Consider the following 19520-nt stretch of genomic DNA (forward strand, 5'->3'; position numbering starts at 1 on the left):
ACGGAAACCCGTTGACAACGCCGCCGTGAACCTATGCTGCCGCGCTCAGCTGACCTGACGTGCGTAATGGGTGGCGGCGCGTTCGACCAGAATGCTTTCGTGCAGCGATTCCAGCGCCATCACGCGGACCTTGCCGACATCCTTCAGCGGCACCATGCGTTCGACATACACCTCCGGGCCAGCATCGGTCATCGCACGCGACTTGCTGAAACCGTAAGGCACCACGCCCTTGTCGCCATCTTTGCTGCCACCGACGTACAGGACAATCGACATACCCACACCCTCTTCTGCTGCTGTTGCTGCGTTGTGGCGGCAGGATAACCAGCACGCCGTGAGGAGCTTTCCACGCACGTTAACGCTGGCTGTTTGCCGTTTGGTGACGGCGGCAAGGCCGGGCTCGCCTCACGGCCGCTTCACCCCGCTTGACGGTCAATCGCCGTCCATCTGCTTGCTGATCGACACCGCATGGACCTCAACAGTGGCTACGCGTTCTGGTCGATCCGCAATGGATTGATGCGCGCCTACCCGCGCCTGGAGCAAGACACCGCCTGCGAGGTCGCCATCGTCGGTGGTGGGGTGACCGCCGCACTGATCGCGCACAAATTGGTGCGCCATGGGCACGAGGTGGTGGTGATCGAACAGCGCGACATCGGCTGGGGCAGCACCTCGGCCAGCACCGCATTGCTCCAGTACGAAATCGACACGCCGATGATTGAACTGGCCAAACGGCACGGCATGCAGGCAGCGGCGCTGGCCTATGGCGCGTGCGCGCAGGCCATCCTCGACCTACAGGGCCTGTGCAACACCTTCGGCGGAACCGACTTCACGCGCCAGGATAGCCTTTACTACGCCAGCCGCTCGCGCGATATAAAAGACCTGCGCAGCGAACTGGAGACCCGCAAGGCGCACAGACTGCCGGTGGAATGGATTGAACGCGAGCCGCTTTGGCATCACTACGGCGTGCATTCGGAAGGCGCAATTCTGAGCCGCCTGGCCGCCAGCGTGGACCCGTACCGCCTTTGCTACCGCCTGTTTTCCGAGTGCGAGCAATACGGCGCACGCATCTACGACCGCACCGCCATTGCCTCGATCGAACCGCATCACCTGCACGTCGACCTGCGCACTGAAGACGGCGTGAGCGTGCGTGCCCGTCACGTGATCCTGGCAGCCGGCTATGGCAACCAGCGCTGGCTCTCACAGCCGGTGGCGCGCAATCGCAGCAGCTACGCCTTCGTGACCGACCCGCTGCACGACAGCGAAATGGGCGCGCTCAAGCACACCATGATGTGGGAGACCGCGCGCCCGTACCTGTATTTGCGCAGCACACCGGACGGACGCGTGGTCGCGGGTGGCGAAGACAACAACATCGACATTCCTGCGCGCCGCGACGCACGCGTGCAGGGCAAGCTCAAGACGCTGCTGAAGAAAATTGGCAAGTCCATGCCGGACATGCGCCTGCGCCCGGCGTTCGCATGGGCCGGCACCTTCGCAGAGACGGCCGATGGATTGCCGTTCTTCGGGCCGCATGCCGAACTGGGGCCACGCGTGTCGTTCGCGATGGCCTATGGCGGCAACGGCATCACCTATAGCGCCATTGGCGCAGGCTTGCTGCGCGCACAACTGGAGGGCACGCCTCACCCGCTGTCCGAATTGTTCGGCTTCGCGCGCCTGGGTTGAAACCACCACGGCCACCAACCGTGGCCGTGCATCGCATACGCATCGGCAGCCCGCTCCAGCGGATTGCGCACATGGATACCGCCGCACAGTAAATAAACGGGCAAAAACAGCGGCCCCAGCAGCATGTACTGATAGACATGCGCGCGCTCGTGGTCGCCCAGTCGCACCGGTGGATGCTCGCAACGGCCTGCAGCGTGCGCGTAGGTACTGCACTACAGGTCCAGCGTTGCACCCTTCAGCAAGATCACGTTGCCCAACGTCATCGCGCCGCCCGGGCCCCATGGCCAGGCGTGGAAGACCACGGCATGCTCCCGCGGCGACCAGACCGGACGCGCACCAAAGCACGCCCCGGCCGCGCCGATCGCGAGCCCGATCAAGGTGTTGGGCAACGTCCACAACGCGCCCAGCGCCTGCACTGCAGGCAGGCCGCGCATTACCGGCTTCAGTCGGCCTGGTTGGGGATCAGCAGCCACAGAATCAGATACACCAGGATGCCGGGAAACGCAGCCGAGGCAATCGACACGATGACGAACAGCACACGCAGCAGCGTCGCGCTCCAGCCAAAACGACGCGCAATGCCGCCAACCACACCGGCGATCATGCGGTCGTTGAGGGAGCGGGACAGCGTGGTGGTAGACATGGCAAGACTCCTGCAAAACGTAGCCAACAGTCTAAAAAACGCGGCCGCTGCAGATCGTGACGGCCGCGTGGCCTGCTCAGCGCGGCGTCACCTGCCCGGCGTGCAGGCAGCAATCTCAGGCAGTGCCGCCACGTTCCTGCAGCCAGCGATGGATCGCCACCGGCACCTCGCGCTGCGCACGCCCGGAGACGTAGATTCCGATGTGGCCGCCACGGAAGCTCAGTTCGCTGTAGTCGTCGCTGCCGACCAGCCCACCGAGCGCTCGTGAGGCATCCGGCGGCACCAGGTGGTCGTGTTCGGCGTAGATATTCAGCACCGGCATGTCGAGCGCCTGCAGATCGACCACCTGCCCCCCAATGCTCACCTGCCCGGTGACCAGCCCGTTGCGCTGATAGAACAACGTGACAAATTCGCGGAAAGCCTCGCCGGCCAGGTCGGGCGAATCGAAGATCCACTTTTCCATGCGCAGAAAATCTTCCAGCGCCTGCTTGTCGTCGAGGATGTCGAGCAGGCCCACGTATTTCTGCAGATTCAGCCGGAACGGCTTGAGCATCAGGTAGCTGGCGTTCATCAGGTCCGCCGGCACGTTGCCCATGGTGTCCACGAACAGATCCACATCGACCATGCGTGCCCAGTTGGACAGCATGTTGTCCGGCGTATGGAAATCCACCGGCGTCACCATGGTGATCAGGTTGCGCACCTTGTCGCGCTGCAGCGCGGCGTAGCACAACGAAAACGTGCCGCCCTGACAGATGCCGAGCACATCGATCGCTTCCAGGCCCGACTGCGCCCGCAGATGATCCACCGCGCCGTCGATGTAGCGCAGCAAATAGTCTTCCAGTGTGAGGTAGCGCTCGGAGCGGTCCGGATAGCCCCAATCCAGCACGTAGACATCCTGGCCGTGACTCAATAACCCTTTCACCAGCGAGCGATCCGCCTGCAGATCGACCATGTAGGGGCGATTGACCAATGCATACACGATCAACAGCGGCGTCTTGGCCACCGGTGCCTGCTCGCCGATGAAGCGGTATAGCACCACCTTGCCATCGCGCCAGATTTCTTCGCGCTCGGTGACGCCGTAATCCACATCGTCAACGCCCGGCAGCAGCTTGAGCCCTTCGCGCAACTTGCGTTGCATCGACAAGGTTTCCTGCATCAGGTCTTCGGCACTGAATCCCAACGGACCTTTCATGCCTGCGCTCCACGTTTTTTACCTGCCGCGTGTTTACGAGCCGCAGGCTTGGGCGAGGATGTCGCGCCACCGCCCTTCTTAACCGAGGCCGTTTTCGGCGACGTGGAGACGGGTGGCGCCTTTTTCGGAGCCGCCTTTCTAGGCGCGGCGCTGCCGACGGACGCCTTCTTCGATACGCCCGGCTTGACCGCCTGCGCCGCCCGGGCCGGCCGCACGACCGTGCTGGCCCGGGCGGACGGCGCGCGCTTGCCGGCTGCCGGCGTCACCGGTCCAGGCTGCGCCGCTGCAGCGGGCCTGCTGGCCGGTGAAGTTGCATTACGCAGCATCCGCCTGACCAGGCGCTCCAGTTCGGCAATGCGGCGATGCGCGGCGTCCATCTCCGAACGCGTGGGCATGCCGAAGCGTTCGCTGAGTTGCTCGACCTCTTCCTGCAGCGCAGCGCGCAGGCGCATGTGCGCGTTGGCAAAACCGCCGTACACCTTGCGGAACTGCTCCGATAAGGCGACATCGGCATAGGACTCTTCGGCCGCCTCGATCCACAGATCGAACAGGGCACGGGCGCTGGTCAGCTGGCTGCCGCTGCTCTCGTGCTCGCTCAGCTTGGACGCGAAGCGCGCAAACGCCTGCTCGATCGCCGCCTTGAGTTGCTCGCCATAGGCCTCCGACTGGGCCTGGAACTCCTGTTGCGCACGTGCCAGTTTCTGCAGGCGCGACTGGTGGTTGCGGTTCAACCCGAACGCCGGCATGTCCAGCCAGGGCGCATTTTCCTCGCGCCACTTTTGCAGCGTCTGCGCCGCGTCCTGCAACCACGGGTCGAACCCGCCCGGGCTGCCGCCGCGCAGCGACCCCAGCGTCCATTGCATCAACTGTTCGCCCTGCCCTTGTACGGCCTGGCGCCAGGCATCGGCCACTTCATTGGCCGAGGTGTCGCGCCCGGCAAACTGCGCGGCCACCTGCTGCATGGTGCCGAACCAGTCGCCGGCCTGGGTACGAAATCGGTCGATGGCCTCCTGCGCCTGCGGGGCGGCCTGGGTGGGCAACAACTGCGACCACCAATCCACGGCCTTGCGCCAATCCTGCGGGGCATCGCTACCGGACGCGGGCGGTGGTTGTTGCGCAGCGGCGCCGGCTTGGCCGTGGCGCATGGCATCTCCCCAGGCAGCCCAGTATTGGCGCGCCTTGTCGTCGAAGTTGCCGTTATCCGAACCGCTGCTTGCCATCATCCCGTCCAGTGACCTCTACCCAGCCATCCTACCGCGTGCAAGGCGGTGTGCCGCTCAGGGTTTGGGGATACGCAGCGTCTTGCTGATCATCAGCGAGCCAGACACCGCAAACAGCAGCACCAGCGGATGGAGCTGCCACGGCCCTAGCTGCCATTGCCCCCACCACAAGGTGTCGCCGATATGGCCGCTGCTGGCGGCAACCGCGAGCAGGATCACCAGTACCAGGCTGGTCGGAATGGGCGTGCCTTCGAAATACGGCACCTTGTCGGCCTCGCCAGCGATCTCTTCGGCAGTGACGTTGTAGCGCGCCAGCCGGCTGACCCCGCAGCAGACGAAGTAGCTCAGCACCAGCCAGTCCCAACCACCGCGCATGCCGCAGGCATAACCCAGCGCCGCCGGCGCCACGCCAAAGGAGATCACGTCTGCCAGCGAATCCAGTTCGCGGCCCAGCGTGGAAGAGGCTTTGCGCCAGCGCGCCACGTGCCCGTCCAGCGCATCGAACACGAACGCGAGCGGTATCAATGCCATGCCCAGCAGCAGATCGCCGCGATGCCCCTCTTGCAGGAACCGCATGGCCGCAAACACTGCGCCGGTGCCGCAGAACGCGTTGGCGAGTGTGAACCAGTCCGCGAGTTGGAAATCGCGCAGCATCGAAAAATGGCGTTTCATGCGGAACCTGAGGTGAGCAAGGCGCAAAGGGTAACGCGCGCGCGTCATGCAGGCGACCGTTTCGCTGCACTCGGCTAGGCTGGCGATTGGCGTGACCGCTCCCGGCCGCGCACGACTTTTCGAGGACACCCCATGCGCAGCATCCTGATCACCGGCGCGGGCAGCGGCATTGGCGCCGGTATCGCCAGCCAACTGGCGGCCGACGGCCATCATCTGCTCGTCAGCGATGTGCAGCTGGCGGCCGCCGAGCGCACGGCCGATGCGTTGCGCCAGGTAGGCGGCTCGGCCGAGGCGCTGGCGTTGGACGTGACCGATGCAAACAGCATCGCGCAGGCGCTGGCCCACGCATCACGTGCCCCGCAGGTGCTGGTAAACAATGCCGGCCTGCAGCAGGTGGCCGCACTGGAGGAGTTCCCGATGCAGCAATGGGCGCTGCTGGTGGATGTCATGCTCACCGGCGCCGCACGCCTCAGTCGCGCGGTGCTGCCCGGCATGCGTGCGGCCGGCTATGGCCGCATCGTCAATATCGGCAGCATCCACTCGCTGGTGGCCAGCCCATACAAAAGTGCCTATGTCGCCGCCAAGCATGGCCTGGTCGGCCTGGCCAAGGTCATCGCGCTGGAAACCGCCGATTGCGACATCACCGTCAACACGCTCTGCCCCAGCTATGTGCGCACGCCGCTGGTGGAGCGGCAGATTGCCGATCAGGCACGCACCCGCGGCATCGCCGAGGATGCGGTGGTGCGCGATGTGATGCTCAAGCCGATGCCCAAGGGCGCCTTCATCGAGTACGACGAGCTGGCCGGCACGGTGGCGTTTCTGATGTCGCATGCCGCGCGCAACATCACAGGGCAATCGATCGCCATCGATGGCGGCTGGACGGCCCAATGAGCATGCTGGCGAAATTTTGATCAGCCGTCGCCCGCGCCAGATGCCGCAAGGGGTGCGCGCACTTGTCCACAGACTTGCGCAGTGTCCATCCACAGGGGGTGTGGAGAAGTGGACCAGACCGGCCATTCCTCGGAGCACCGGAACGCTCTGCAATGTTCGATGTTCAATCCCGGACGGTTGAGCCTGGCTGGACTCGGTGCTGCGCTGCTAGCAGCATGGGCCGCTGATCGGAGGGAAGCACTGGTCCGCTGACCCATCGCGCGCGCCGAGGATGTCGACCTGCAGCAGTCGGGCTCGGTCAGCTGTCCGACGGTGCTGTGTCGGCGGCACGCGACCCATTGCGCTGCGCACGCGCAGCGATCAGATCCGCGAATACGTCCACGACTGCATGCGCCCATCGCGATACGGCATGACGCCGTGGAACGGGCGTGGGTCGCCATCGAATACCAGCGGCAGGAAATGGCGGTCGCCTTCCCACATTGGCACCTGGTCCATCCGCTCGATCGCAATCCACTCCAGCGTCCCCTCCGGATTGGCGGTGTGGGGTGTGCCGTCGAAGCTGTGGATCAGGAATACGAAGCCCAGCCAGTCTTCGCCCTGCTTGCCGAAGCCCGGCCAGCTGATGGTGCCGCGCAACTGCATCCGGCCGCAGTCGACGCCGGCCTCCTCGCGTATCTCGCGGCGCATGCAGGCCAGCACGTCTTCGTCCGGCTCCATCTTTCCGCCCAGGCCGTTGTATTTGCCCAGATGCCGGTCGCCGGGACGGGCATTGCGATGGATCATCAGCACCTGGGTGCCATCCGGCGACAACAGGTAGCCGAGCGTGGCGACAATCGGGGTATAGGGCATGGCATGCGATCTGACACGAAGCGCATCAGTATGACTGAAGCAGCCCGCCGTACGCGGCGGTAACGCCGGCTCAGCCGACCGCGGCCTGCGGGTTCGGGCGCGGCGGTGCCACGTGATCGGTATCCAGCCGCAGGGTCGCAACACCGTGGCCGCGTTCGGCCAGGTACTCCAGCCACTTGCCAAGGAATGTATTCATGCGCATGCGGTGGCTGATCAGCTCGGCCGGCGGCGGGAACATGCCCATCACATCCTGCCAGCGCCGACCCACATAGCAATGCGTGGTCTCGGCCTGGCGCGCGTCGCGGTACAGCCGCACATACGCCGACGGGTCCGGCTCGCCGGTGACCGGGTCGCACAGGTCGTAGGTCAGGCGCAGCTCCACCGTGTAGCGGTGGCATTCGATCACGTCCAGCCGCAGGTTCAGGCCATCGCCGATCGAGGACACGTACGAGCCCGGCGCCAGATCGGCTGGGGCGAACAACCGGGTCAGATGTTGGAAGTTTTCTGCATACAAGCCCATCAGCCAGCCGAAGCGGCTCAGTTTGGGAATGCGTTCGAGTTTGCTCAGTGCTTGCGCCATGGACCGATCCTACACGCTGCGCTGCCGCACGGGCAGCATTGACGAGGGCCCAACGGCAGGCCTACCTTGGCGGAGCACTGCCCCACCCGTTTCGTACCCCCAGCCGCCAACCACTGCCGGTTGCTCTTTCGACCGATGGGCACGGCGGCCGAAACGTGAGTAACGGCTACCGATCCTGAAGATCCGATCCCGATCTCCGCTCAGAACATCTCGCGCTGCAGGCCCAGGGTGGACAACACCTTGCTGGAGATTTCTTCGATCGAGGTATTGGTGGTGCTGAGCGAGGGAATGCGCTCCATCTGGAACATGCGCTCGGCGATCGCGACTTCGCGCCGGCAGGTCTCTGCCGCGCTGTAGCGAGAATTGGCGCGCCGCTCCTGACGAATTTGCTGCAACCGCTCAGGGTCAATGGTCAAACCGAACAACTTGCTGCGGTAATTACGCAACCGCGGGGGCAACTGCTCGTTTTCCAGATCTTCCTCGGTGAGCGGATAGTTGGCGGCGCGAATGCCGTAATGCAAGGCCAGATAGATGCAGGTCGGTGTCTTGCCGGCGCGCGACACCGCCACCAGGATCACATCGGCCTCGTCGTAATTGAGCGCAATGCCATCGTCGTGACTGAGCGCGAAGTTCATCGCGTTGATGCGGCGGTGATAGGTTTCGAAGTCGACCATGCCGTGCGCGCGGCCCACACGCGAATGACGCGGCGCATTGAGCTCGCGCTCCAGCGGCTCGATGAAGGGCGCGAATACATCCAGCATCAGCGCGCCACTTTCAGCCAGGATCATGCTCAATTGTGGATCGACGCACGAATTGACCACGACCGGGCGCACCTGGTACCGCTCGCCTGCAGCACGCACCCGCATGGCGGCATCGCGCGCTTTATCTGCATCGTCAATGAACGACATGCGGTCGGTGACGAAGTTGAAACCGCTGAACTGCGTGAGCAGGCTATGCCCAATCGTTTCAGCGGTGATACCGGTTCCATCGGAGACGTAAAACACCGGCCGAATTGTTGACATCAAGACCACCTCTTTGAACTGGTGTCCAAAACTTACGGATTCATGCTTGTGCAGGCTCCGCTGTGCACTGCATCATAGCGGCTTCTTCCTACGGTCGCGGCCATTCAGCCCGCTCGGGCGATGGCCTTACGGAGCATCGCGCTTGAACGAGAATATCCTGTGGTTGCATGAGCTACGCCTGGCCGACCTGGCCCGCGTAGGCGGTAAAAATTCCTCGCTTGGCGAGATGATCGGCAACCTGGCTGGGTTGGGCGTCTCGGTTCCCGGTGGATATGCGACCACTGCCGAGGCTTTCAAGGACTTCATCGCGCACAACGATCTGTCCAAGCGCATCTTCGACAAGCTGGCAACGCTGGATGTCGAAGACGTCAACGCACTCACGCTGGCCGGCAAGGAAATCCGCGGCTGGGTAATCGACGCCCCGCTGCAGCCGGAACTGGACCGCGACATCCGCACCGCCTACGCGCAGTTGTGCGCCGAAAACGGCGGCGGCGACGTTGCCGTGGCCGTGCGCTCCTCGGCAACCGCCGAAGACCTGCCGGACGCCTCCTTCGCAGGCCAGCAGGAGACCTTCCTCAATGTGACTGGCGCCGACGATGTGGTGCACAAGGTCAAGGAAGTGTTCGCCAGCCTCTATAACGATCGTGCGATTGCCTACCGCGTGCATCACGGCTTCAAGCATGAAGACGTGTTCCTGTCGGCCGGCGTGCAGCTGATGGTGCGATCGGGCGTCGGCGCGGCAGGCGTGTTGTTTACGCTGGACACCGAATCCGGCTTCCGCGACGTGGTGTTCGTCACCTCCAGCTTCGGCCTGGGCGAGATGGTCGTGCAGGGCGCGGTCAATCCGGACGAGTTTTACGTCTACAAGCCCACGCTCACTGCGGGCAAGCCGGCAATCCTGCGCCGCTCGCTCGGCAGCAAAGCCATCCGCATGGTGTATTCGGATGTGCCCGGCGAGCGCGTGCGCACCGAAGATACCCCGGCGGAACTGCGCAGCACCTTCTCGATCAGCGACGAAGACGTGCAGGAGCTGTCCAAGCAGGCGCTTGTGATCGAAAAGCATTACGGCCGCCCGATGGACATCGAGTGGGCCAAGGACGGTGTCAGCGGCAAGCTGTTCATCGTGCAGGCGCGTCCGGAAACTGTGAAGTCGCGTAGCCACGCGACCCAGATCGAGCGGTTTGCGCTGGAGGCCAAGGGCGCCAAGATCCTGGCCGAAGGCCGCGCCGTCGGCGCCAAGATCGGTAGCGGTGTGGCACGCGTGGTGCGCTCGCTGGACGACATGAATCGTGTCCAGGCTGGCGATGTGTTGATCGCCGACATGACCGACCCCGATTGGGAGCCGGTGATGAAGCGCGCCTCGGCCATCGTCACCAACCGCGGCGGGCGCACTTGCCATGCAGCGATCATCGCGCGCGAGCTGGGCGTGCCGGCCGTGGTCGGCTCGGGCAATGCGACCGCCGTGATCAAGGACGGCCAGGAAGTCACCGTCAGCTGCGCCGAGGGCGACACCGGCTTCATCTACGAAGGCAAGCTGGCGTTCGAGCGCACCACGACCGATCTGGGCAACATGCCGCCTGCCCCGCTGAAGATCATGATGAACGTCGCCAACCCGGAGCGTGCGTTCGACTTCGGTCAGCTGCCCAACGCCGGCATCGGCCTGGCACGGCTGGAGATGATCATCGCCTCGCATATCGGCGTGCATCCCAACGCCCTGCTGGAATACGACAAGCAGGATGCCGATGTCCGCAAGAAGATCGACGCCAAGATCGCCGGCTATGGCGACCCGGTCAGCTTCTACGTCAACCGCCTGGCCGAAGGCATCGCCACGCTGACCGCCTCGGTGGCGCCGAATACGGTGATCGTGCGCTTGTCGGACTTCAAGTCCAACGAGTACGCCAACCTGATCGGCGGTTCGCGCTACGAGCCGCATGAAGAGAACCCGATGATCGGCTTCCGTGGCGCCAGCCGCTACGTCGCCCCGTCCTTCACCAAGGCCTTCGCGCTGGAGTGCAAGGCGGTGCTGAATGTGCGCAACGAGATGGGCCTGGACAACCTCTGGGTGATGATCCCGTTCGTGCGCACGCTGGAGGAAGGCCGCAAGGTGATCGAAGTGCTGGAGCAGAACGGGCTCAAGCAGGGCGAGAACGGTTTGAAGATCATCATGATGTGCGAGCTGCCCTCCAACGCGCTGCTGGCCGACGAGTTCCTGGAGATCTTCGACGGCTTCTCGATCGGCTCCAACGACCTGACCCAGCTCACCCTGGGCCTGGACCGCGATTCGTCGATCGTCGCGCACCTGTTCGATGAGCGGAACCTGGCGGTCAAGAAGCTGCTGTCGTTGGCGATCAAGTCGGCGCGCGCCAAGGGCAAGTACGTGGGTATCTGCGGCCAGGGGCCGTCCGACCACCCGGAACTGGCCGAGTGGCTGATGCAGGAAGGAATCGAATCGGTGTCGCTGAATCCGGACACCGTGGTCGACACCTGGCTGCGTCTGGCCAAGCTCAAGAGCGAGGGCTGATGGGACTGATGGGTGCGATGTGGGCAGCAGCTGCAGGAGCGGCTGCTGCAAAGCCGGTTGCTGCAGCGGGAGCGGCAGCTGCGAAGCCGGCCACCACCAGCGAGCCGGCATTCAATTGGGCCGCCATTCCGTGGGCGCAGTACGCGGTCAACTGGGGAGTGGCATTGCTGATCGTCGTGGTCGGCATGTGGCTGGCCCGGCAACTCAGTCAATGGCTGCACCGCGCGCTCACCCGCGCGCGCGTCGAGATCACGCTGACCAACTTCCTGCGCAACGTGATGTACGCGTTGTTGCTGGTGTTGGTCTTCGTCAGCGCATTGAGTCAGATCGGAGTGCCACCGACCTCGCTGATCGCAGTGCTCGGCGCGGCAGGTCTGGCGGTTGGCCTTGCACTGAAGGATTCGCTGTCCAACATTGCTGCCGGCGTGATGCTCATCGTGCTGCGGCCGATGCGCGATGGCGACCACGTGTTGATCGCCGGGCAGGAAGGCATCGTCGACGAGATCCGGATCTTCCAGACCCGGATCCGTTCGTTCGACGAACGCATGATCACCCTGCCGAACAGCACGATTACCACCGCCCCCATCGTCAACTACAGCACCCTGCCCAACCGCCGCCTGGAAGTGACGGTCGGCGTGGGCTACGAAGACGATCTGAAGAAGGCGCAGCAACTGTTGCTGCAGATCGCCAAGGACAACCCGAACATCCTGGAGTCGCCTGCACCATTCGTGCAGGTGACCAACCTGGGCGAGAGTACGGTCGACCTGATGCTGTTCGCATATGCGACCAACGGCAACTTCGGCGCAGCCAAGAGCACCACGCTGGAGCAGATCCGCAACGAGTTGCTGGAAAACGGACTCAACATCCCCTATCCGCAGCGCGACCTGCACGTGTATCACCACGATGCCGATGGCAAGCCGATCTCCGACCTGTTACTGAAAGGCATCGCCGACGATGGCGACCTGGGCAAGGGACCTTCGTTGGCGCGCTGACGTACACAGTGGCGTGATGGAAAGCAAAAGGCCGCATCGAACGATGCGGCCTTTTTGTTGATGCTTTTTATTGGATGCTTTTGTTGGACGCGTCGCCACCGAGTGGTTTGTAACCCGCGCGGTCGGCTGAGAAATTAAGCGACGTACGCAGGCGTGCCATTGGGATGGGACACCTCCGACACGCCCACAGCATGCAACGACGCCATGGCCAGCGCTCAGGCCGGCACGTCGGCCTGGGAATCGCCACCGAGCGCGCCCATGAACTGACGATAGTGGCGCAACTCGTCGATCGAATCGCGCACATCGCTCAGGGCGGTATGCGCCGAACTCTTGGCGAACCCGTTGGCGACCGTCGGCGCCCAACGTCGCGCGAGCTCCTTGATGGTGGACACGTCCAGGTTGCGGTAATGGAAATAGCGCTCCAGGCGCGACATCTGTCGGTGCAGGAAGCGGCGATCCTGGCAGATCGAGTTGCCGCACATCGGCGAGGCGCCGGCACGGATCCACTCGCTCAGGAATGCCACGGTCTGCGCTTCAGCCTGCGCGTGGGTCACCTGGCTGTCGAGCACGCGCTGCCACAGACCCGAACGGCGGTGCTGATTGCGGTTCCACTCGTCCATCGCTTCCAGGGTTTCCAGCGGATGCGCAATGGCCAATTCCGGCCCCTCGGCAAGCACGTTCAACTGCGCATCGGTCACGATGGTGGCGATCTCGATGATGGAATCGCGATCGGTATCCAGGCCGGTCATTTCCAGATCGATCCAGATCAGTCGGTCGTTGCCTGCAAGGTTCTCTGCCATATCGCCGTCCTGTGGAGGCCGTCGCCGGCCGGATGCTGAAGAGGGCGCGCATCATACCGCGGCCACGTCGCTCAGGGCGCAAGTGGCGGCTTGCCGCGCTTGGCCCTGAAGTAATTGGTCAGGCGCAAGCTCGCCTCGGCTGCAAGTACGCCACCGCACACCTGCACGCGATGATTGTGGCGCGGGTCGGCCAGCAGGTCGAAGACGCTGCCGCAGGCACCGGTCTTGGGATCGCTGGCGGCGAACACCACGCGCGCGATCCGCGCATGAATCATCGCCATCGCGCACATCGCGCACGGCTCCAGGGTGACGTACAGCGTGCAGCCGATCAGGCGGTGATTGGCCAGGCGGCGCCCGGCTTGTCGCATTGCCACGATTTCGGCATGCGCGCTGGGATCGTGGCTGGCGATATTGAAATTCCAGCCTTCGCCAAGCACGTTGCCTTGCGCATCGACCAGCAGCGCGCCGACCGGGATTTCGTCATAGTCGCGCTCGGCACGCTCTGCCAATTGCAAGGCGTGCTGCATCCAGTGCACGTCGATCGCCGCGTGCGGCGTGTGGGTCGGCGCATCGGTGGGCACGCTCACGTGGCCGAACCGCCCTGGCGGTCCAGGAACGCGGCGAACGCGGCAACCGTGGCTTCGCTGACATGGTGTTCGATGCCCTCCGCGTCGCGGCGCGCGGTGGCCTCGTCGATGCCAAGCGCAAGCAAAAAGCGCTCCACGATCTGGTGGCGCTGCCGGCTGGAGGCGGCCAGCGCCTCGCCGGCAGGGGTCAGGAACACCCCGCGGTAGGGACGCTGCACGACCCACCCATCGCGCACCAGCCGCTTGAGCATCTTGGCCACGGTGGGCTGCGCCACGCCCAGTCGCGCAGCAATATCGACCTGACGTGCCTCGCCGCCGTCCACCAGCAGATCGGAGATCAGCTCCACATAGTCTTCGACCAGCTCGGCGCGGCGCGCTTCGCGCACCTGACGGAAGCTCTCCATATGCACCTGCGCATCGATCAGGACCGGCGCGGCCGCTTCCACCTTTTCGCTCTTGCCCACCCTCTTCCTCGTCATCGTCGCCGGCGTCGATGCCGGGGCGCATAGTTTGAAGCACGCAGCAGATCAATACGATTGAAATTGCCAATGCTCAACAGCATAGCAACTGCTATATCATGCGTGTAACCCGTCTCTACCCACCTGCATGTCCGCCGACACCGCCGCCTCAGCGCCATCGTCAGCCACCGCCACCGGCGGTCTGGGCGACCACCAGGCCAGCGTCGCCGTGCCCAAGGGCGGCCATTGGTGGTTCCGCCTGCTGGCCTTCCTGGGACCGGGCTACATGGTGTCGGTGGGCTATATGGACCCGGGCAACTGGGCCACCGATCTGGCCGGCGGCTCGCAGTTCGGCTATCTGCTGCTGTCGGTGATCCTGTTGTCGAACCTGATGGCGATCGTGCTGCAGGGCTTGTCGGCGCGGCTGGGCATCGCGACCGGGCTGGACCTGGCGCAGGCCTGTCGCGTGCGTTATCCGCGTCGCGTCAATCTGGCGCTGTGGGGCATCTGCGAGCTGGCCATCATCGCGTGCGATCTGGCCGAGGTCATCGGTACCGCGATTGCGTTGAAGCTCTTGTTCGGGATTCCGCTCACCGTGGGCGCGATCATCACCGCGGTGGATGTGGTGCTGGTGTTGTTGCTGATGAACCGTGGTTTCCGGGCGCTGGAAGCGTTCGTGATCGCGCTGCTGTTGATCATCTTCTTGTGTTTCGGCATCCAGATCGCGCTGGCCGCACCGCCGATCGCGGCGGTACTGGGCGGTTTCATCCCGCGTGCGCAGGTGGTCACCGACCCGAAGGCGCTGTATCTGGCGATCGGCATCATCGGGGCGACGGTGATGCCGCACAACCTGTATCTGCACTCGTCGATCGTGCAGACGCGCGCGTATCCACGGACCGATATCGGCCGGAAATCGGCGCTGCGTTGGGCGGTCACCGACAGCACGGTGGCGTTGATGTTCGCGTTGTTCATCAATGCCTCGATCCTGATCCTGGCCGCGGCGGTGTTCCATGCGCAGGGCCGCACCGACGTACAGGAGATCGAACAGGCGCATGCGTTGCTGGCGCCGATGCTGGGCGTTGGCCTGGCCTCGACACTGTTTGCGGTGGCGCTGCTCGCCTCCGGCATCAACTCCACCGTGACCGCAACGCTGGCCGGGCAGATCGTGATGGAAGGGTTCCTGCAATTACGCCTGCCGCCGTGGATACGACGCTTGCTCACCCGCGGCATCGCCATCGTGCCGGTGGTCATCGTGACCTGGTTGTACGGCGAGGCTGGTACGGCGCGGTTGCTGGTGCTCAGCCAGGTGGTGTTGTCGATGCAGCTGCCGTTCGCGGTGATTCCGCTGGTGCGCTTCGTATCCGACCGGCAGTTGATGGGCGCGCTGGTAGCGCCAGCATGGCTGGTACGCATCGCGTGGGGGATTGCGGCGGTGATCGTCTGCCTCAATCTGAAGCTGCTGTGGGATACCGCGCTGCATTGAAATGCGGCATCGGCCCGGGCGTTGCGCCTGTGCGCGATCAATTGCTTCGTATCGCCAGCACAGCTGCAGGACGATGCCGCGCTTTCCTGCCTTCAACGCGCATTAGCGCTGTGGATGATGCTTGAGAGCTTACAAAGTCTGTCCTGCACTGGTGGGGGGGCGAGGTCTCTTCAGCAGACTCGACTGAGCCCAGGGCGCGGTGCGCTCGCCGCGCGCGGGACACGCCGCAAGGACATCCATGCAGGCTCGATGGCGGCATCCATGCCGTCGAAAGTCCCGCACGCAGCAAACACACCGCGCCAGACAGGTGATGGGTGACATCGAAGAGCGCAATGCGGCGCCAGACGCGCTCGAGGCCGCTGCAAGCGCTGCGCGCCTGTTGGCGCTTCTTCCATTACGGCCTGCGCATCGCTCGAATCGATTACATTCTGCGCCAGTTCGCGCAGTGCGCACGCGCGTGCAATCTGCCTCGCGCCGCACGCGCTCTACTTGGCGCATGCACCGGTTTGTCCGTTGCCTGCAGTGGCCTTGCGCTGCGTGGGCATGCCATACATGACGCGCCAACACGCACATGCGACTGCCGGGCTGCATGCCCTCGCCTGCAGGAGTTCTTATGGATCCGTTCGAGGCGCATCCGGCCGATGCCGGGCGCCGCCACTTTCTCATTTCCGGCACGGCAGCCGTGGCAGCGTTATCGCTGCCACATCTCGCCAGCGCTGCCGCAGCCACGCGCATGCCATCCACCTCGTCGCCCCACCCTTCCACTCACGGAGTCAAGCAGATGTCCAATTTCGTCAAACGTCCCGACGGCGCCAACATTTTTTACAAGGACTGGGGCAAGGGCCAACCGGTCGTGTTTTCGCACGGCTGGCCGCTCAGCGCTGATGCCTGGGATGCGCAGATGTTGTTCATGGGCCAGCACGGTTTCCGCGTGATTGCGCATGACCGCCGCAGCCACGGCCGTTCGTCGCAGACCTGGGACGGCAACGATATGGATACCTATGCCGACGATCTGGCTGCGGTGATCGAGGCGCTGGATCTGAAGGACGCGATCCTGGTAGGCCATTCCACCGGCGGTGGCGAAGTGGCGCATTACGTTGGCCGCCATGGCAGCAAGCGCGTGGCCAAGGTGGTGCTGGTAGGCGCCGTGCCGCCGCAGATGGTCAAGAGCCCGACCAACCCGGGCGGCCTGCCGATGAGCGTCTTTGACGGCATTCGCGACGGTGTGGCCAAGGATCGTTCGCAGTTTTATCAGGACCTGACCACGCCTTTCTTTGGCGCCAACCGCGATGGCAACAAGGTCACCCAGGGCATGCGCGATGCGTTCTGGCTGCAGGGCATGTTGGGTGGGCACAAGGGTCAGTACGACTGCATCAGGGAATTTTCCGAAGTCGATTACACGCCCGACCTGAAGAAGATCGATGTGCCGGCGTTGGTGGTACACGGCGACGACGATCAGATCGTGCCGATCGATGCGTCCGGCAAGATGTCGGCAAAGATCATCAAGAATGCCGAACTGAAGATCTACGCCGGCGCGCCGCACGGTCTGACCTTTACCCACACGGACCAGTTCAACAAGGATCTGTTGGCGTTCGCAAAAGCCTGATCGAGGTGAATGGATCAGCGAAGGGCCGGCTCGAGAGAGCCGGCCTTTTTGATCTTGCGCTAGTGATCGTGCAAGAACAGCTCACGCACCCGGATAGATTGTTGTCATGCGGTATCGATGCGCTCGGAGCCGCACATTGGCAGTGACAGATCCCGATTCGCACACCGGCGACGTTCGCCTGATGGTGAATGTCGTCGCTGTTCGCTGCGCTTCCCAGACTCAGTCGAGATGTAAGGGCATCACGCGCTCGCCGCTTTCAGGACACGTCGCGTGCTACCGACACCTTGCCGCTTCAGCGCAGCAACCGGTCGGCCAGCAGGAATCCGCCGCTCATCGCCACGACGAGCAATGCACCGGTCAGACGTGGCGGAGCGGGCAACGGCAAGTCGAGCAACCGGCAACCGATGCCGATAGCCAATGCGAGCAGTACCCCGAGCACTGCCAGGCTCATGCGTCGCCCTGCCGGCCAACGCGGCCGCTGGGTCCGCCGCAATGCCTCAGATTCCTTGCGGCATGCCGCGCCAGGAAGCGGTCGGCTAGTGCATAGCCGCACGTCATTGCCAGCACCAGCAACGCGCCGACGAAGGCCGTGGGTGCAGGCGATGGAATGCCGGCCACACGGCAGCCGAAGCCGATTGCCACGCCCAGCGCGACACCGCTGATGAACTTCCAATTCATGGGCATCAGATATCCGAGTGCGCGTGCGGCGGCAGCGCCGCACCGCCGCCACCGACGAAGTGGCGCACCACCGGTGCGCGCTCGCCGTGATGCAGGGCGCGGATCTGCTCCTGTAACTGACGGTCGTCGCCGGTGACGCGTTCGTGCTGCCGCAGATGTTCCAGCCATGAGGCGACGAGGAAGTATTCCAGTTGCACACCTGGCGTTGCAGCGTCTTCGGCAATGCCCCAGACCACGGCGCCGTCGCGACGGCGCGCGTTGCCCAGTTGCGCCATCAACTGCAGGAACATCACGCGTGCCTCGGCAGCGATACGGTATTCCACCGTGACCAGCACCGGGCCGCGGTCATGCTCGAGGCGATCGGCTTGCGCAGGTGCAGGCCAATGTCCGCCGGGGGCGAGGTCCAGCTGTTCGGTCCCGGCAATCCGCGCGCGTTTGACCAATAGCGCGGCGATCACTGCACCGGCCGCGGCGATCTGCAGCGCCGTGGCAATCGACGTGCGTTGCGCCAACGCGCCCCATACCAGCGAGCCGCTGGCCATGCCTGCGGAAAACACCACGATGTACAACGACAATGCACGCGCACGCACCCACGCAGGGACGGCGGTCTGTGCGGCGATCTGCAACGACGACAGCACCGTGATCCAGGCCAGACCGTTCACCACCATCACCACGCACAACACGCCAAGCAGCCGCGACAACGCCAAGCCCAGCAGCGATGCGGCGCACACCAGGGTGGCGACGAACACCAGCAGATCGCGGTCGTAGCGCGCACGCAGGCGCGGCAACAACAAGGCGCCGCTGATCGCGCCCATGCCGATACAGCCCAGCAAAATGCCGTAGCTGCCGGCGCCCAGCTGCATGTCGCGGCGGACCACCAACGGCAGCAGCGCGGTCAACGCGCTGGCGAACACGAAAAACCCGGCGGCCTTGATCAGCACCGCCTGCAGGCGACCGGCGCGCGCGGCGTAGCGCAACCCTGCGCGCAGGCCTGCGCCAAAGCTCTCCGGCGGCAGCGCCGAGGCATGCACATCGCGGCGCCATCGCCACAGCACGCACAGCATCATGCCGAAGGTCAGCCCGTTGAGCAGAAAGGCCCACGGCGGGCCGAACTGGGCCACGATCAGCCCACCCACGGCCGGGCCGATCGATCGGGCGATGTTCATGCCGATCGAATTGAGCGCCACCGCCGAAGCCAGCATCGGGCGCGGCACCAGTTCCGACACGATCGCCGCCTGAGCCGGCATCGCCATTGCTGCGCCTACGCCCATTGCAAAGGTGAGCGCCACCAAGACCCAAGGCGTCAGCAACTGCAGATGCGCCAGTAATGCGAGCAGACCGGCCACCAGCAGCATCCAGGCCTGGGTCAACAGCAAGTAGCGACGACGGTCGACGATGTCGGCCAGCGTGCCGGCGACCAGTGCCAATAGCACCACCGGCAAGGTGGTCGCCGACTGCACCGCTGCCACCATCAACGGCGAGCCGGTCTGTTCGGCCATCACCCAGGAAGCGGCGACATCGTTGATCCAGGTCCCGATATTGCTGCCCAGGATCGCCAGCCACAAGGCGCGAAAGACCGGCTCACGCAGCGGCGCCCAGGCACCACCTTCGGCAGGTGCGGCAGAAACAGTCATCGCGGCAAGGCTCCAGGC

The 19520-nt window shown here is 64.3% G+C and carries 20 protein-coding genes and 1 pseudogene; 6 read left to right on the forward strand and 15 right to left on the reverse strand.

Translation table 11 applies throughout. The features are described 5' to 3' along the window. Positions 1-45 precede the first annotated feature (45 nt). Positions 46-273 carry a hypothetical protein gene (locus FLG15_RS10950; protein WP_017157548.1) on the reverse strand — a complete coding sequence of 76 codons (228 nt, stop codon included), beginning with the start codon at positions 271-273 and terminating at the stop codon, positions 46-48. 192 nt (positions 274-465) lie between these two features. Here FLG15_RS10950 and FLG15_RS10955 point away from each other — a divergent pair, with 192 nt between their 5' ends. Further along, on the forward strand, positions 466-1677 hold the full coding sequence (locus FLG15_RS10955; protein ID WP_150146097.1) for an NAD(P)/FAD-dependent oxidoreductase: 1212 nt from the start codon (positions 466-468) through the stop codon (positions 1675-1677). Here the strand turns inward: FLG15_RS10955 and FLG15_RS10960 are convergent. From FLG15_RS10960 to FLG15_RS10980, 5 genes and pseudogenes are all read right to left on the reverse strand, one after another. Then, positions 1635-2111 (reverse strand): annotated as a pseudogene (locus FLG15_RS10960) (hypothetical protein). The gene FLG15_RS10955 and the pseudogene FLG15_RS10960 sit on opposite strands and share 43 nt — an antisense overlap. 8 nt (positions 2112-2119) lie before the next feature. Beyond that, complete coding sequence (locus FLG15_RS10965) at positions 2120-2317, reverse strand: PspC domain-containing protein (RefSeq protein WP_017157551.1); 198 nt, start codon at positions 2315-2317, stop codon at positions 2120-2122. Between the two features lie 115 nt (positions 2318-2432). Continuing rightward, the gene (locus tag FLG15_RS10970) at positions 2433-3509 is read right to left on the reverse strand and encodes a class III poly(R)-hydroxyalkanoic acid synthase subunit PhaC (RefSeq protein ID WP_057678625.1); all 1077 of its coding nucleotides are present in this window, start codon (positions 3507-3509) and stop codon (positions 2433-2435) included. Then, a complete protein-coding gene (gene phaE / locus FLG15_RS10975) occupies positions 3506-4732 on the reverse strand; it encodes a class III poly(R)-hydroxyalkanoic acid synthase subunit PhaE (protein WP_150146100.1) in 1227 nt (408 codons plus the stop codon). The genes FLG15_RS10970 and phaE overlap by 4 nt, the downstream gene beginning before the upstream one ends. A 54-nt stretch (positions 4733-4786) precedes the next feature. After that, positions 4787-5449: a CDP-alcohol phosphatidyltransferase family protein gene (locus tag FLG15_RS10980; RefSeq protein WP_170922388.1), complete on the reverse strand. Its 663-nt coding sequence runs from the start codon at positions 5447-5449 to the stop codon at positions 4787-4789. A gap of 84 nt (positions 5450-5533) precedes the next feature. Here FLG15_RS10980 and FLG15_RS10985 point away from each other — a divergent pair, with 84 nt between their 5' ends. Further along, a complete protein-coding gene (locus FLG15_RS10985; protein WP_057680088.1) occupies positions 5534-6292 on the forward strand; it encodes a 3-hydroxybutyrate dehydrogenase in 759 nt (252 codons plus the stop codon). Between the two features lie 360 nt (positions 6293-6652). Here the strand turns inward: FLG15_RS10985 and FLG15_RS10990 are convergent, their stop codons facing one another. From FLG15_RS10990 to ppsR, 3 genes are all read right to left on the reverse strand, one after another. Continuing rightward, the gene (locus FLG15_RS10990; protein ID WP_057680087.1) at positions 6653-7141 is read right to left on the reverse strand and encodes an NUDIX hydrolase; all 489 of its coding nucleotides are present in this window, start codon (positions 7139-7141) and stop codon (positions 6653-6655) included. 70 nt (positions 7142-7211) lie between these two features. After that, complete coding sequence (locus tag FLG15_RS10995; protein ID WP_008573198.1) at positions 7212-7721, reverse strand: DUF1249 domain-containing protein; 510 nt, start codon at positions 7719-7721, stop codon at positions 7212-7214. A 200-nt stretch (positions 7722-7921) separates the two neighbouring features. Further along, on the reverse strand, positions 7922-8743 hold the full coding sequence (gene ppsR, locus FLG15_RS11000) for a posphoenolpyruvate synthetase regulatory kinase/phosphorylase PpsR (protein WP_017168777.1): 822 nt from the start codon (positions 8741-8743) through the stop codon (positions 7922-7924). Positions 8744-8885: 142 nt separating this feature from the next. Here ppsR and ppsA point away from each other — a divergent pair, with 142 nt between their 5' ends. Both ppsA and FLG15_RS11010 read left to right on the forward strand, forming a co-directional pair. Then, positions 8886-11264 carry a phosphoenolpyruvate synthase gene (gene ppsA / locus FLG15_RS11005; RefSeq protein WP_150146103.1) on the forward strand — a complete coding sequence of 793 codons (2379 nt, stop codon included), beginning with the start codon at positions 8886-8888 and terminating at the stop codon, positions 11262-11264. After that, positions 11264-12256 (forward strand): mechanosensitive ion channel family protein, encoded by a 993-nt coding sequence (locus FLG15_RS11010; protein WP_057680085.1) that lies wholly within the window; start codon positions 11264-11266, stop codon positions 12254-12256. Before ppsA ends, FLG15_RS11010 begins: the two co-directional genes overlap by 1 nt. A 215-nt stretch (positions 12257-12471) precedes the next feature. Here FLG15_RS11010 and orn read toward each other — a convergent pair whose 3' ends face one another. From orn to mntR, 3 genes are all read right to left on the reverse strand, one after another. Continuing rightward, positions 12472-13056, reverse strand: coding sequence for an oligoribonuclease (orn, locus tag FLG15_RS11015; RefSeq protein WP_057680084.1), 585 nt, complete (start codon positions 13054-13056; stop codon positions 12472-12474). 71 nt (positions 13057-13127) lie between these two features. After that, on the reverse strand, positions 13128-13643 hold the full coding sequence (gene tadA / locus FLG15_RS11020) for a tRNA adenosine(34) deaminase TadA (RefSeq protein WP_017157562.1): 516 nt from the start codon (positions 13641-13643) through the stop codon (positions 13128-13130). Then, positions 13640-14107, reverse strand: coding sequence for a manganese-binding transcriptional regulator MntR (gene mntR, locus FLG15_RS11025; protein ID WP_003482839.1), 468 nt, complete (start codon positions 14105-14107; stop codon positions 13640-13642). Before mntR ends, tadA begins: the two co-directional genes overlap by 4 nt. Positions 14108-14249: 142 nt before the next feature. Between mntR and FLG15_RS11030 the strand changes: the two genes are divergently transcribed. Both FLG15_RS11030 and FLG15_RS11035 read left to right on the forward strand, forming a co-directional pair. Further along, positions 14250-15584: an Nramp family divalent metal transporter gene (locus FLG15_RS11030; RefSeq protein ID WP_150146106.1), complete on the forward strand. Its 1335-nt coding sequence runs from the start codon at positions 14250-14252 to the stop codon at positions 15582-15584. Positions 15585-16365: 781 nt separating this feature from the next. Then, the gene (locus FLG15_RS11035; protein ID WP_057680089.1) at positions 16366-17190 is read left to right on the forward strand and encodes an alpha/beta fold hydrolase; all 825 of its coding nucleotides are present in this window, start codon (positions 16366-16368) and stop codon (positions 17188-17190) included. Positions 17191-17482: 292 nt separating this feature from the next. Here the strand turns inward: FLG15_RS11035 and FLG15_RS11040 are convergent, their stop codons facing one another. The 3 genes from FLG15_RS11040 to FLG15_RS11050 are packed head-to-tail and all read right to left on the reverse strand — an operon-like array spanning position 17483 to position 19502. After that, positions 17483-17641 (reverse strand): XapX domain-containing protein, encoded by a 159-nt coding sequence (locus tag FLG15_RS11040; protein WP_057680082.1) that lies wholly within the window; start codon positions 17639-17641, stop codon positions 17483-17485. Further along, complete coding sequence (locus FLG15_RS11045; RefSeq protein ID WP_017157567.1) at positions 17638-17868, reverse strand: DUF1427 family protein; 231 nt, start codon at positions 17866-17868, stop codon at positions 17638-17640. The genes FLG15_RS11040 and FLG15_RS11045 overlap by 4 nt, the downstream gene beginning before the upstream one ends. A 5-nt stretch (positions 17869-17873) precedes the next feature. Further along, positions 17874-19502 carry an MFS transporter gene (locus tag FLG15_RS11050; protein ID WP_150146108.1) on the reverse strand — a complete coding sequence of 543 codons (1629 nt, stop codon included), beginning with the start codon at positions 19500-19502 and terminating at the stop codon, positions 17874-17876. Positions 19503-19520: the final 18 nt, after the last annotated feature.

Source organism: Xanthomonas phaseoli pv. dieffenbachiae, assembly GCF_008639345.1.
Lineage (GTDB): Bacteria > Pseudomonadota > Gammaproteobacteria > Xanthomonadales > Xanthomonadaceae > Xanthomonas > Xanthomonas phaseoli.

Coding starts and splice junctions, on each gene's coding strand:
- FLG15_RS11045 (WP_017157567.1), bottom strand. CDS start 17,868: ATGAATTGGAAGTTCATCAGCGGTGTCGCGCTGGGCGTGGCAATCGGC.
- ppsR (WP_017168777.1), bottom strand. CDS start 8,743: ATGTCAACAATTCGGCCGGTGTTTTACGTCTCCGATGGAACCGGTATC.
- FLG15_RS10955 (WP_150146097.1), top strand. CDS start 466: ATGGACCTCAACAGTGGCTACGCGTTCTGGTCGATCCGCAATGGATTG.
- phaE (WP_150146100.1), bottom strand. CDS start 4,732: ATGATGGCAAGCAGCGGTTCGGATAACGGCAACTTCGACGACAAGGCG.
- FLG15_RS10970 (WP_057678625.1), bottom strand. CDS start 3,509: ATGAAAGGTCCGTTGGGATTCAGTGCCGAAGACCTGATGCAGGAAACC.
- FLG15_RS10965 (WP_017157551.1), bottom strand. CDS start 2,317: ATGTCTACCACCACGCTGTCCCGCTCCCTCAACGACCGCATGATCGCC.
- FLG15_RS10985 (WP_057680088.1), top strand. CDS start 5,534: ATGCGCAGCATCCTGATCACCGGCGCGGGCAGCGGCATTGGCGCCGGT.
- FLG15_RS10990 (WP_057680087.1), bottom strand. CDS start 7,141: ATGCCCTATACCCCGATTGTCGCCACGCTCGGCTACCTGTTGTCGCCG.
- FLG15_RS10980 (WP_170922388.1), bottom strand. CDS start 5,449: ATGACGCGCGCGCGTTACCCTTTGCGCCTTGCTCACCTCAGGTTCCGC.
- FLG15_RS11010 (WP_057680085.1), top strand. CDS start 11,264: ATGGGACTGATGGGTGCGATGTGGGCAGCAGCTGCAGGAGCGGCTGCT.
- FLG15_RS11030 (WP_150146106.1), top strand. CDS start 14,250: ATGTCCGCCGACACCGCCGCCTCAGCGCCATCGTCAGCCACCGCCACC.
- FLG15_RS11035 (WP_057680089.1), top strand. CDS start 16,366: ATGTCCAATTTCGTCAAACGTCCCGACGGCGCCAACATTTTTTACAAG.
- orn (WP_057680084.1), bottom strand. CDS start 13,056: ATGGCAGAGAACCTTGCAGGCAACGACCGACTGATCTGGATCGATCTG.
- FLG15_RS10995 (WP_008573198.1), bottom strand. CDS start 7,721: ATGGCGCAAGCACTGAGCAAACTCGAACGCATTCCCAAACTGAGCCGC.
- FLG15_RS11050 (WP_150146108.1), bottom strand. CDS start 19,502: ATGACTGTTTCTGCCGCACCTGCCGAAGGTGGTGCCTGGGCGCCGCTG.
- FLG15_RS10950 (WP_017157548.1), bottom strand. CDS start 273: ATGTCGATTGTCCTGTACGTCGGTGGCAGCAAAGATGGCGACAAGGGC.
- FLG15_RS11040 (WP_057680082.1), bottom strand. CDS start 17,641: ATGAGCCTGGCAGTGCTCGGGGTACTGCTCGCATTGGCTATCGGCATC.